We start from the raw sequence: 12,758 nt of genomic DNA, 5'->3' as shown, positions 1-12,758 counted from the left end.
TTTGGTCTTCACTTTTTCTAATTTGCGTTTGCATTCGACGTGGTATTTTGCGACCAAGACAACTTCCAGGCGTTCCTTCTCAATATCCTTGTTGCATATCATGCATACGCCGTATGTACCTTCTTCAATTCGGCGCATAGCGGCAACGAGTTCGGAAAGGTACTTATTTTCACGCGAGGCAAGCATGAACGTTTTTTCACGGTCATAGGTGTCGCTGCCCTGATCGGCCATATGAAATGAATAGGCCGAATGATCGCCGGAAGCGTCGCGCATAGTTGAATCCAGAAGGGTCTCTTTGATATAACCCATATCTTTCAGGACTTTGTCTTGCTCCTCCTGGATTAACTTTCTGAAATATTCCAGGTCTTTCTTCTTCATGCTAAACCCCTCTCGGTAATGTTAAGAAAAAAAAGTATCCTTAGCTTATCCGTTGTACGCTGATCTGAATTTTTTCATCGTTAATTTCAACTTCTTTTGAAAATTCGCCATGCGCAAAAGCCGTCAGTATCTCAGTCGAAAGCGTTTCATTCAATATATATTGTTTTTGGCCTACGACTGCCTTTTTCAGCGTATCGCTCCCGTCAAATGTGATTTTGATCCGTTCTATCACTTCAAAACCCGCTTCTTTTCTGAGATTTTGAACGCGGTTGATAAATTCTCTTGCAACGCCTTCATCGATCAAACCCTGCGACAGGTGTGTATCGAGTCCGACAGTGATGGCTCCATCGGATTGAACGGCTAATCCTTCTTTTTCTTCGTGAAGGATCTCGACTTCGCTTTTCGTTACTTCAAATTCATGTCCGCCAACATGGACCATATGCTTTCCGGAGCGAACCAATTCTTCAATTTCTTTTTCCCCGAACGACTTAATGGCTGCGGCAACTTGATTCACATGCTGGCCGAATTTAGGCCCCAGCGCTTTGAAATTCGGTTTCACCTTTTGGCTAACAAGCGAACCGGAGTCTGCAACAAATTCAATAGCTTTGACATTGAGTTCGCTTTTTATCAGCTCTTCAAAATCGTTGATGTCGCGGCGAACATTTTCTTTTTCGGTTACCACAATGATCTTTGACAAAGGCTGCCGGACCTTTAGTTCCTTCAGTTCGCGTAAAGCTCTCCCCAATTGAACCACGCGGCGGGGGGAACTCATCTTTTCTTCCAAAGCCTTGCTTTGTTTAACCGGATCCTTGACCGGAAAAAGGCAAAGATGAACGCTTCCGGCTTTGTCTTCGCCGCTCAGATTGCGGTACATTCTTTCAGCCAAAAACGGACAGAATGGAGCAATGAGTTTTGACAGTGTGACCAAAATGTCAAATAACGTTTGATACGCGGCGGTTTTGTCCTGTCCGCGCTCGCCTTTCCAAAATCGCCTCCGTGAAAGCCTAATATACCAATTTGACAAATCTTGGTCAACAAATTCTTGAATTAGTCTGCCGGCCTTTGTTGTATCGTATTTCTCGAGTTGCTCGATGACGTCTTCAACGGTCGTCTGCAAACGGGACAATATCCAGCGGTCGAGTTCGGTACGGTCTTCATGCGGTATTTCTTTTTCTGTAGAATCAAACCCGTCGATATTGGCATACAAAATAAAGAATTTGTACGTTTCGAGAAGCGGGCGGAAGAATTTTTTCTTCATATCGTTTAGTCCCTCGGCGTCAAAACGTTTCGGTATCCATACGGGCGTATTGACAAGCAAATACCAACGCAAAATATCCGCTCCGTGTTGGTCCAGCATCTCGAATGGATTGACCACATTGCCGAGCGACTTGCTCATCTTACGGCCCTGCGGGTCGAGAACGAGTTCGTTGACCACGACATTTTTGTAGGGTGACTTATCAAATAAAAACGTTGAAACCGCCATCAGGGAATAAAACCATCCGCGGGTCTGATCAACGCCTTCGCAGATAAAATCGGCGGGATATTGCTTCTCAAATATTTCCTTGTTCTCGAACGGGTAATGCCATTGCGCATAAGGCATACAGCCTGAATCAAACCACACATCGACCACTTCCGGCGTGCGTGTAAAGGTTTTTCCGTCTTTCTCAATAATGACGTCGTCTACGTACGGCTTGTGCAGATCAAGATCATTCGGAACAGCGCGGCCGTTTTTCATTTTTCCTTTTTGCAGTTCTTCGCGGCTTCCCACGCATATCATTTCGCCGGAATCTTCATGAATCCAGATCGGCAAAGGCGTGCCCCAGTAACGGTCACGTGACAATGACCAGTCAATATTATTACGCAGCCAATTCCCAAAGCGGCCTTCTTTGATCTCCGGCGGGAACCAGTTAACCGATGCATTATGTTCAACCATACGGTCTTTGAAATCGGTAGTGCGAATATACCAAGCGTCGCGCGCATAATAGATAAGCGGCGTGCGATGGCGCCAGCAATGCGGATAACTATGTTTGACCTTCTCCGAACGGTATAAAATTCCGCGCCGTTTTAAATTAGTTATAATATCCGGATCGGCGTCTTTGACAAATTGCCCTTTGAAATCGGTGACGGCATCTTCAAACTTGCCCGCCGCATCCACCGGCCGCAGGAACGGCAGGTCGTGCGCTTTGCAGACGATATAATCGTCCTCGCCAAATGCGGGCGCCGTATGAACGATTCCCGTTCCGTCCTCCGTCGTGACAAAATCGCCGGCGATCACGTAGAATCCTTTTTTATCAACGGGGATATAATTGAACGGCGGTTCGTAGTCCAGTCCTAATAAGGTTTTGCCTTTGAAAGTTTCTACGATCTCATAATCTTCTTTCAAAACGTCTTTCACGCGCGCTTCAGCCATGATCAAGATCTGATCTTTGTGTTTGACTTTGACATAGTCGATATCATTCCCAACGGCCAATGCGACATTGGAAATGAGCGTCCACGGCGTTGTGGTCCAAACGAGGAAATAGGTGTTGTCGGCGCTTTTTAATTTGAGTTTAATATACACCGACGGATCGCTGACGTCCTGATAGCCCTGCGCGACCTCGTGCGAGGACAGCGGTGTGCCGCAGCGAGGGCAGTAGGGGACAACTTTGAATCCTTTGTAAACGAGGCCTTTGTCGTAAAATTGCTTGAGTACCCACCAAACAGATTCGATATAATTTGTATCGCATGTGATGTAAGGGTCTTTCAGATCAACCCAGTATCCCATGCGGTCGGTGAGTTCATCCCATAAATTCTTATACGTCCAGACGCTTTCGAAACATTTTTTGTTGAACGCTTCCGTTCCAAAGGCCTCAATATCTTTTTTGCCGCTGATATTGAGCGATTTTTCAACTTCGATTTCTACCGGCAGTCCGTGGGTATCCCATCCGCCTTTGCGTTCCACGCGGTATCCCTGCATGGTTTTGTAACGGCAGACAAAATCTTTAAGCGAACGCGCTAGGACGTGATGAATGCCCGGGCGGCCGTTAGCCGTCGGGGGGCCTTCATAAAAGACGAATTCCTTTTCGGGATCCCGTTCTTCGATGCTTTTCTTGAAAATATTATTCTGACGCCAAAATTCGAGTATGTCTTTCTCTAATTTCGGGAGTTCGTCCTGCGATTCTATTTCTTTGAACATAGCCATAGAGTCAATTTAAAGTCAGTAAAAAAAATCCAATTCATCGTCCGCTAGTCCGCCGAAACTGCCAAAGGCGGTAAAGGCGGATCAAGTAAGGGGCATATATAAAAAAAGAAGGTCAAAAAAGCAATTAGAATGTTTGATAAGGTGGTCTGGATGTGGAATTCTTAAAATGGTCGGAAAAGGTAAGGGAGCATTTGCATGAGGAAGGGGCTTAATCTGGTCTGCAAACTTCTTTTATATCACTTTTTGACGTTCTTTGATTCTTGACAAAATAATAAGTTCAACTCAAAAACGGAATTTTATTTTTGAAACTGTTGCCGTTCTCAGGAGCTAATGGAAGTTTAAATAGTTTCAATGTGTTTTCGTACATCATTTTATCTTTGTCCTTCTGAGGGATGCTTAACGAATTCATGAAATCCAAATACGATTCCATGGAAGAAATGGGCCAGTCCGTTCCGTACAGACATTTATCCGGTTCGACGCCCCAAGTCAGCATTTCCTGCATTTGTTTATGCATGAACTTCTCGAAACGATCCGTGAAGTTTCCTAAAACAAGGCCTGAAATGTCGGTATAGACATTAGTGTTTTTGTAAATTACTTCCATTGTGTCCCGAATCCACGGATTGCCGATATGGCAAATCACAAAATTTACATCAGGATGATCGACTGCCACTTCATCTACATTGAGCGGATGAGAGAATTTTAATTTTCCTTTGGATGAAAAGGTATCTCCGCAGTGGATCATGACAGGAACACCGGTTTTAGCAGCAAGTTCATACACAGGCTCCAATCGTTTATCGCTAGGCATAAAAGGTTCATATCCCGGATACAGTTTCAGCCCGACCACTTTGCCTTCTTTGATCAAGACGCCGATTTCATTAAGTTCATCCTGCGTAAACGTCGCAAAGCTTATGCCTGCAACAACAAACAAATTCGCATGGTCGCGTGTTGCATCGACGACGGCTTTCGTAGACGGACGCCCCGGGACGTCTTTGAAAGAAGTTAAGATAAGCGAGGCATCCACTCGATTCCGGCGCATTTGTAGTTTCAGTTCGTTCAGATTTTCCGTTAATTTATCGCTCGACTCATCTGAATAATTATTAACGTGAACATGACAATCTATAATCATGGGTATTATTTTTTCCCTTCTGAAAAACGTTCAAGAATTTTAGCCGCCCAGTCTTTGCCGCCGAGGCCAAACGCCAGGGCTAAAGCGAAACACGCAGCGCCAAAGGCAATTTGAAAAGCGGAAACGAGAATTTGTCCTCCAATCTTCAGTTGTTCCAATGACATGGACACAATAAAGAAAATAATAATATATTTTAGGACCATGCTCATCGATTCCGCGCCCGAAACGCCAATATTGCTAAGGTAGGCCTGGGCGACCGTTTGAGCAAACTTTGCAAATAAAGATCCGAACAGCAACACAAGAAATGCCACGATCACGTTTGGAATGTATAACATCATCTGATTAAAAAGTTCAGCGGCCGTTTGCATGCCGATACTGTTGAGAATAGCAAGCGTTACGGTGAACATAATGAACCAGTAAAGCAATTTCGCCAACAAAGTGGAGGTGGTAAATCGGACGCCGCCTCTTAACAAGAAATCTTCTATACCTGCTTTTTCAGCGAGATCTTCTAATTTAATAAATCGAAAAAGTTTGGCCGCGGCCTTTTCTATGATACGCGCAAGTATCCACGCTAACAGCAACAACACGAATGCAGCGGCAATGCGCGGCATTTGATCTGTGAATTGATACCAGAATTCTCTTAGAGAATCCAGGAAAATTGACAGCTGATCCATCATACATCACTCCATAGCGTTACGTGCAGACTTTATTTAAAAAAAGATGTTCAAAAAAGCAAACGTTATGTTTGGCTAAAGAACCTGCTTTACTCTCCATTATTCCACTGAATAATATCTTCAAGCCTTTTCCTTTTTAGGTCCGGCACCGTCGCGTCTTTTGCAGGGTAACCTACCGGGAATAAAATAAATGGTTTTTCATTTTCCGGACGACGCAGGATTTTGGATAAAAACTGCATTGGACTGGGCGTATGCGTGAGCGTAACCAAGCCCATGTTGTGTATTGCCGCTATGAAAAGCCCGCATGCGATACCGACGCTTTCATGAACATAATAATGCGTGATCTTATCTCCGTTTTCGTTGAGGCCGTAATTTTGTCTGAAACATATTACCAGGAAAGGCGCGGTTTCTAAAAACGGTTTGTGCCAATCGGTTCCCAGCGGCGCCAGCGCCTCAAGCCACTCCTGTGTCATGCGGCCTTCTTCATAACTGATCCTTTCCTCTTCTTCCGCCGCTTCCCGAATTTGTTTTTTAAGCGTTGGATCGTCCACGATCACAAAGGTCCACGGCTGCTTATGGGCGCCGGACGGAGCCGTATTGGCAGTTCGAATAGCGTATTCAACGCATTCACGCGGAACCGCTTTGTCTGAAAAAAAAACGAACGCTTCTGCGGCGGTTCATGCGGTCATAAAATCCTTTTGCCTGTTCTATCATGACCGCTTCAGGCAGATCTTTAAATTCGAGAGGAATGTGTGGATAGGATTTGTTAGACATGATGTTATTCGGTTAGGTTAAACTATTTTTAGGACGACAACTTCCGCATGATCTCGTCTCTGATTTCCTCTTGCCTTTCAATGGATGTAATCTTGTTCCCATCCGTATCCAAAACATAAAAACAATCCGCCGCGCCGTCCAATCGGGTACCGATCTTGGCGGAGTAGATATTGAGTTTCAGGTCAGATAATGTGCGCGTAATGATGTACAAGAGCCCGATCCGGTCTGCGGTAAAAATGTCAATGATGGTAAACTTTCTGTTATCTTCAAAATATATCTCCGTTTCCGAAGAGGGTAAGAATTTTTTTCTCTTCCAACGGGTTTTGAGCTTTTCAATTTGCGGCTCAATCTCCTGCGATCCGGTAAGAACTTGCCGTAAAATCGTTTCCATTTTTTGTTTTTGAACGGATGAAAGGGGAGTGTCTGAACCGAATGCGGTAACGCGGAACTGGTCAATTATAACGCCGTCTTTCCTGGTATAAACGTTCGCTTCAAAAATACCAATATCGCATACCGACATGGCGCCGCATATTTGTGATAATCGGTACGGGTAATCCGTGGTCACAACAAGAATTTCGCTGAAATTGCTACGGTCGTTAAACGTGATCTGCAGGTCACTTGAGAGTTTTATCGAACCATAATCAATTTCCTCCCAATCAAATTCAGGGGCAGATCCCGGTTTCTCCAGCGCCTTCAAATAATGATCTGCTTTTATAAATAATTCCTGCAGCAAAATGCCCTTCCATTCGGTCCATATGTTTTTCCGCGCCGCGGCCATATCGGCATACGTTAACAGATATAACATCCGCAGCCACCGCCGGTTTTGAATCAGTCTGGCGAATTCAGCGATCGTCTCACTATCCTTAAGATTTCTCCTGAATGCAAGTTGTTCCATCGTGAGATGATGCAGAATCAAAAAATAGACCGCATCCGCCGGGTCTTTGTAACCCAACCTTAAGAAAATTTGTTTTGCGAGATCAACGCCAATCTCCGAATGGTCGCCCCCGCGCGATTTTCCTATGTCATGTAGAAAGACAGCCCAATAAAGTTGGTATCTTTCGAACAAAGATAATTCCTGATATATTTCCTGCAAATGTTTGAATACCGCGTCACTTTGCACTGCATCTTCGTAAAACAGCGATTCCAATCGGCTCAAGGTCACGATCAAATGTTCGTCCGTCGTGTAAGCGTGATAGACGTTATAATTATAATGAGCAACAATGTATCCGAACTCAGGAATATATCTTTCAAGGAATCCCAAATCATGCATGAGTTTTAAAATAGAAGCAACCTGTCCCTCATAATGCCATAATTGCATAAAATCGTGAGCGGTCACTTCGGATGCTCTGAATGACTCATCCACCCGGTCGATATTTTCACGAATCGCATATTGTATCGGTTCGCTCGGCTGAACGCGGTATTTCTGCACATATGAAAATATACTCATCATCAAATGCGGCGATGCGCCAATGCCGGAAAGAATATCGCCATCATAATGTAATTTGTCGTTGGCAATAAAAAAATCGTTTTCAACCGGAGTTCTTCCGCTCTCAAAAGAATGGGTATGAAGTGTCAAGCTGCGCAACTTATCGCCGATCAACGACGCCACGTTGGAAATTACGCGCGTGTGACGATAATAGTCCTGCATGAATTGTTCAACGCCCGGAAATTCGTTTTTATCCGAATATGGAAAAGTTGCCGCAACTTTGGCCTGCAGTGGATACGCTAAAATATCATTGCGGCGGCCGGAAATACGGTGAAGCATGTTACGCGTCTTATGTAAGAATTCAAATGACTCTGTAAACGGCAACAGGTATCGATCCGGAAGGAATTTTTTGTCAATGAGAATCTTTATTGTTTTTAATGACTGAGATTCATTGCCTGAGAAAGAGAAGTCGGAATAGTTTTTCATCAACCAGACCTGCGCTGCCCAATAGCAAATATGTATGTCCCGCAAACCGCCCTCGCCCTCTTTAACGTGCGGTTCAAGCACGCGTTCGGAATTTCCGAACTGTTCATGCCGCAGACTAACGCTGTTCAGGCGCGATTGAATATAAGATTCATACGTTTCGCCAAGTAATTCATTCCACACGGACGTTTTAAAATTTTCAAAACAAGCAACATCGCCGCATAGCAAGCGGGATTCGATAAAAGACGTTTTGATATCGATGTCCTGTTTAGAAAGATAGAGGCATTCTTCGGAGGAACGCATACTGTGTCCGATTTCCAACCCGACGTCCCAGAGGTATTTAACGATACCGTGAACTTTTTCTTTGATCAAATTCACCGTATCGAAATCGCGGGCCGAATAAATAAAATTGATGTCGATATCGGAAAAAATATTAAGTTCATTTCTCCCGAAACCGCCTACCGCCATAATACAGAAAGGGAGCGGCTTTCCGGCGATGTCCGGTGAAAAGCGTTCAAATACAGCCCGAATAACGGCGTTGTAGAATTCTGTCAGCTTATACGACAATGCCATGCCGAAATCCTCAGGAGGCTGCCCGGCAATTACTGTTTTGCGTTGTTCGGATATGCGTAGTTTAATGTCGGCAGATGAAGATGCGGAAAGGATAATGGAAGCTACCGCTGAATTTAGTTCATTGGCTTCAGTGGTCATGAATGTTCGTTTTTCGATTTATAATAAAGGAAGATCTTTCGCAGTAAAAAAATGGCAATCGCCAGCAAGACCACCGTCAACACGACTGTGTTATATCGATTCAGGATCTCGTCGAAATTATCGCCGACAAGAAATCCTCCATAGATTATGAAGCCATCCCACATACACGCGCTCAAAAAAGCCAGCGGGATAATTTTTCGGCGCCGGAGGTGAGTCATGCCGGCGAAAACAGATATGACCGAACGAAACCCGCTTAGGAAACGGTTGAATAAAATAATGCGGTATCCGTATTTGTTGAACCACGCTTCAGTTTCTTCAATACGCTCTCTCGGGAAAAATTTATAATTTTTTTCAAGAAAGAATTTTTTGCCTAAAAACCGCCCTACCTGATACATGGTCATGAAACCGGCCAGGTTGCCTGCTGTTGCAGCAAAAAAAACGGCAAAATAATTCAGCCGACCGGTACCGACCATAATGGCTGCAAATACGGTGACCGAGTCGCCGGGAATAGGCGGGATACAATTCTCAATGTATCCCGACAAAAATATGATAACATAAATGAGCGAAGTGTCCAAACCTTCAATCGTATTAATCCACTGCTCAATATTGAAATACTCTAACATATTTTATCGATATTTCATGGCTACAAAATTTATTCGACATTCTGTATCTGTTCGCGCAGTTTTTCTAGTTCCTCCTTAATGGCTACAACTGTGTGAATGACATCCGATTGCGAGGACTTGGAGCCCATCGTATTGGTCTCACGTCCCATCTCCTGCGTGATGAAATTCAACTTGCGTCCGATCTGCTGTTGTTGCCCGTTGATCAGGTCGGCAAACATTTTATTATGACTGCGAAAACGAACGAGTTCCTCTGTAATATCGACTTTGTCGGCGATCACCGCCAGTTCCATTTCCAAACGCTGCGGGTCAAAATCCGTTTTTTCAAGCAACTTCTTGATCCGTTCACGAAGTTTTTCCAATTCCTCAGGCACTGCTGTTTTTGAAAGGGCTTCGATCTTGTCCAAATTAGATTCGATTTCTTTCAGGCGCGATAAAAGATCCTTGGCCATTTCCATTCCTTCGGCGCGCCGCATGACATTAAGTTCGTCCAGCGCCTGATCGACACAGGCTAGAACCGCTTTCCATAATGCGTCATCGGTTTCTCCATTCGCATTGCTCATAAAAACATCGCTGAATTTCAAAACATGATCCAAAGTAACCTCGCCGGATAAACCCGCTTTGGACGAGGCTTCACGAAGCATGGCTGTGTATTGTTTTACGAGATTCTGATCGAGAGTGAAATTGGTCAAAAGTAAATTGGACGATTCGATGGTCAGCGTGAGCGTGATCTTGCCGCGTTCGATCTTCCGTTTAATAAATTCTTTGATTTCGTTTTCTTTATATAGAAACGCGCGCGGCGCTTTGAAAACCAAATCCAGATAACGGCTGTTGAGCGTCCGAACTTCAATGGCGATCGTCGTTCCGTCAATGATTTTTTCGGCTTTGCCGAATCCTGTCATACTGAAAATCATAAATACTTTCGGTTCGTCTTATAAATGATTATTTAAATCGTGATTGATGCCAATTCCATGCGGTGGAAATAATCTGATCGAGGCTGTTGAATGCCGGCTTCCAGCCAAGCGCTCGTCGCGCTTTCTCTGAACTGCCGATAAGCACAGCCGGATCGCCGGCCCGACGTGCTCCGCGAGTCACGGGGATTGCCCGCCCGGTAATTGCTCTTGCGGTTTCGATAACCCGGTCAACGGAAAATCCGTTTCCATTTCCAAGATTAAAAACGTCGCTCTTATTAGTTTCAGATAAATACGTGAGAGCAAGAATGTGGGCATCGGCCAGATCGGTTACATGGATATAGTCGCGAATACATGTTCCGTCTTCGGTCGGATAATCATGGCCGAAAACCGTGACGGTCGGGCGAATTCCCAGCGCCGCATCTAAAACAAGGGGGATCAAATGCGTTTCGGGATCGTGGTCCTCGCCAATGCCGCCATCCGGATCGGCGCCTGCTGCGTTAAAATACCGGAGACATATTGATCTGAGTTCATACGCGGTATCGTAGTCATGCAATATGTTTTCAACAATCAGTTTCGTTTGGCCGTAGGGATTTATCGGGAGCTGGGGATGGTTTTCACTTATAGGGATCTCTACCGGCGCGCCATACGTGGCACAGGTAGAAGAAAAAATAATCTTTTTGACGTCGTGTTCAATCATTGCATCAAGCAGGTTCAATGTACTCGCCACATTGTTATGGTAATATTTCGACGGGTTTGTGACGGACTCGCCAACTAAAGCGTATGCTGCAAAATGCACAACCGCATCAATCTTGTTTTCAGAAAATATTGTTTTTAGAAGATGCGAGTCCGAAAGATCGCCAACATAGAGTTCATGGGCATCAACAAATTCCCGGTGGCCGAACACCAGATTATCAAGCACCACCGTGTTGTGTCCGGCTTTTTTCAATTGCCGCACAGCATGCGAGCCGATGTATCCTGCGCCCCCGGTTACAAGTATGGTTGACTCAGTTTTCAATACTATTTCCGATTTAACACCCTTTTATAACGATGCTTTCTAATGAATTGTTATCCCACGAAATACGCGAAATGACACGAAGGCTAAAAGATAGGATGAAATTGTTTCGTGTGTTTCGTGAGAAACAAAAAGAAGTTCGTTGACCGCATCACCTGTAATTATCGAACTGCATTGCAAAATCGAATTCTTTTTCTTTTAACAACTTCATGATCGCTTGAAGGTCATCGATACTTTTTGCCGTAACGCGAACCTGATCACCCTGGATGGAGGCCTGAACTTTCATTTTCGTGTCTTTGATCGTTGCAGTAATTTTTTTCGCATTTTCCTGCTCAATGCCCTGCTGCAACTTGATCTTCATGCGCACCGTTCCTCCGGTCGCTTCTTCTTCTTTCCCGTATTTTAATGCTTTGATCGGAATGCCGCGCTTGATCATTTTGTTCTGCAAAATATCGATAACGGATTTTAATTTGAAATCATCGTCGGACAAAACGGTAATTTCCTCTTTGCCTAGTTCTATTGAACTTTTACTTCCTTTAAAATCATAACGGGTCTCGATTTCCTTGGTTGCCTGCTGAATGGCGTTGGTCATTTCCTGCATGTTGATCTTGGAAACGATATCAAAGGAATGCATGTCGGCCATAGAATTGCTCCGAAAATGAATGTGATTGAAAGATAATTCTTGAGATAAATAAGAAAAACGGGGGTCATTTGCAAGAAGCAGTTTGATTCGAATACTAATCGCATAGCGCGCAAAGAATATTTTTCTGATTATCTTTGTTCCCTTCACGTTCTTTGCGGTTAAGGGATCTCACTTACGCTGTATCGAATTCCACTCTTACAAATACGTCTCCGTTTTCGATTTCAACATCGTATTGACGCAATTTAACAAACGGCTTGCCGATACATTCTCCGGTTGTGATATCGTATTCCCATCCGTGCATTTTGCAGGTTAGTTTGGCGCCATCCAGTTTTCCGGACGTCACAAGAGGCGCTTTCATGTGTTGGCATAGGCCGTCGACGGCGCGAATGGTTCCGTTGATATTGAAAACCGCAATCTGACGTGCAAAAACTTTGATTGCTTTGGCAGAACCTTCGGTAAGTTCATCCAATTTGCAGACGCGAAATTTTTTCATCGAATTTTTTATTGGAAACAATTATTCAATGTGCTTATCGGGTTTACGCACATACGTCATGGTGAGCCCTTCGGCAGGGCTCAGGACAAGCTTGTCGAACCATGACCAAGTTTAGTAAAATCAGTCTTCGACTTCGCTGGTATGTAAAGAGTCAAGAGTTTTGATAAGTTTTAATTCATAAAGTTTGTTCTTTGATAACACACTAATAACAAGATCAACACGCTGGTATTAACAGTCCACGATCAGATCGTGGCTGCAAGATATAGTTTGTAAAATAGGCGGTGTGCCGCAGTCTCAGGAATAGTCCTGTTAAGACACGAAGT

At 44.3% G+C, this 12,758-nt stretch carries 9 protein-coding genes and 2 pseudogenes; all 11 read right to left on the bottom strand.

The features are described 5' to 3' along the window. Positions 1 to 57: 57 nt before the first annotated feature. A pseudogene (locus tag F9K33_11415) lies at positions 58 to 378 on the bottom strand (TraR/DksA family transcriptional regulator). Positions 379 to 418: 40 nt separating this feature from the next. Then, complete coding sequence (locus F9K33_11410) at positions 419 to 3,553, bottom strand: isoleucine--tRNA ligase (GenBank protein KAB2878858.1); 3,135 nt, start codon at positions 3,551 to 3,553, stop codon at positions 419 to 421. A 283-nt stretch (positions 3,554 to 3,836) separates the two neighbouring features. Continuing rightward, positions 3,837 to 4,685, bottom strand: coding sequence for an amidohydrolase (locus F9K33_11405; GenBank protein ID KAB2878857.1), 849 nt, complete (start codon positions 4,683 to 4,685; stop codon positions 3,837 to 3,839). Between the two features lie 5 nt (positions 4,686 to 4,690). Beyond that, complete coding sequence (locus F9K33_11400; GenBank protein ID KAB2878856.1) at positions 4,691 to 5,362, bottom strand: hypothetical protein; 672 nt, start codon at positions 5,360 to 5,362, stop codon at positions 4,691 to 4,693. An 86-nt stretch (positions 5,363 to 5,448) separates the two neighbouring features. After that, positions 5,449 to 6,133, bottom strand: a pseudogene (locus F9K33_11395) (nitroreductase family protein). Positions 6,134 to 6,161: 28 nt separating this feature from the next. After that, positions 6,162 to 8,753, bottom strand: a complete 2,592-nt coding sequence (locus tag F9K33_11390) for an HD domain-containing protein (protein KAB2878855.1) — start codon at positions 8,751 to 8,753, stop codon at positions 6,162 to 6,164. Further along, positions 8,750 to 9,376 (bottom strand): DedA family protein, encoded by a 627-nt coding sequence (locus tag F9K33_11385; GenBank protein KAB2878854.1) that lies wholly within the window; start codon positions 9,374 to 9,376, stop codon positions 8,750 to 8,752. Before F9K33_11385 ends, F9K33_11390 begins: the two co-directional genes overlap by 4 nt. 29 nt (positions 9,377 to 9,405) lie before the next feature. After that, a complete protein-coding gene (locus tag F9K33_11380) occupies positions 9,406 to 10,287 on the bottom strand; it encodes a YicC family protein (protein KAB2878853.1) in 882 nt (293 codons plus the stop codon). Positions 10,288 to 10,315: 28 nt separating this feature from the next. Beyond that, entirely contained in the window at positions 10,316 to 11,308 is a 993-nt protein-coding gene (gene galE / locus F9K33_11375; protein KAB2878852.1) for a UDP-glucose 4-epimerase GalE, read from the bottom strand. A gap of 142 nt (positions 11,309 to 11,450) precedes the next feature. Further along, entirely contained in the window at positions 11,451 to 11,942 is a 492-nt protein-coding gene (locus tag F9K33_11370; protein KAB2878851.1) for a YajQ family cyclic di-GMP-binding protein, read from the bottom strand. A 172-nt stretch (positions 11,943 to 12,114) separates the two neighbouring features. Then, positions 12,115 to 12,435, bottom strand: a complete 321-nt coding sequence (locus F9K33_11365) for a Rieske (2Fe-2S) protein (protein ID KAB2878850.1) — start codon at positions 12,433 to 12,435, stop codon at positions 12,115 to 12,117. Between the last annotated feature and the right edge of the window lie 323 nt (positions 12,436 to 12,758).

It is taken from the genome of bacterium (genome assembly GCA_008933615.1).
Classification (GTDB): Bacteria; CLD3; CLD3; order SB21; family SB21; genus SB21.
Note: the sequence above shows the minus strand (reverse complement) of the source record. Positions and strands in the feature narration are given on the sequence as shown.

What these genes read in the sequence shown, in the direction of transcription:
- F9K33_11365 (KAB2878850.1), bottom strand. Translation starts at nt 12,435, where the DNA reads ATGAAAAAATTTCGCGTCTGCAAATTGGATGAACTTACCGAAGGTTCT.
- F9K33_11385 (KAB2878854.1), bottom strand. Translation starts at nt 9,376, where the DNA reads ATGTTAGAGTATTTCAATATTGAGCAGTGGATTAATACGATTGAAGGT.
- F9K33_11405 (KAB2878857.1), bottom strand. Translation starts at nt 4,685, where the DNA reads ATGATTATAGATTGTCATGTTCACGTTAATAATTATTCAGATGAGTCG.
- F9K33_11380 (KAB2878853.1), bottom strand. Translation starts at nt 10,287, where the DNA reads ATGATTTTCAGTATGACAGGATTCGGCAAAGCCGAAAAAATCATTGAC.
- F9K33_11400 (KAB2878856.1), bottom strand. Translation starts at nt 5,362, where the DNA reads ATGATGGATCAGCTGTCAATTTTCCTGGATTCTCTAAGAGAATTCTGG.
- F9K33_11410 (KAB2878858.1), bottom strand. Translation starts at nt 3,553, where the DNA reads ATGTTCAAAGAAATAGAATCGCAGGACGAACTCCCGAAATTAGAGAAA.
- F9K33_11390 (KAB2878855.1), bottom strand. Translation starts at nt 8,753, where the DNA reads ATGACCACTGAAGCCAATGAACTAAATTCAGCGGTAGCTTCCATTATC.
- F9K33_11370 (KAB2878851.1), bottom strand. Translation starts at nt 11,942, where the DNA reads ATGGCCGACATGCATTCCTTTGATATCGTTTCCAAGATCAACATGCAG.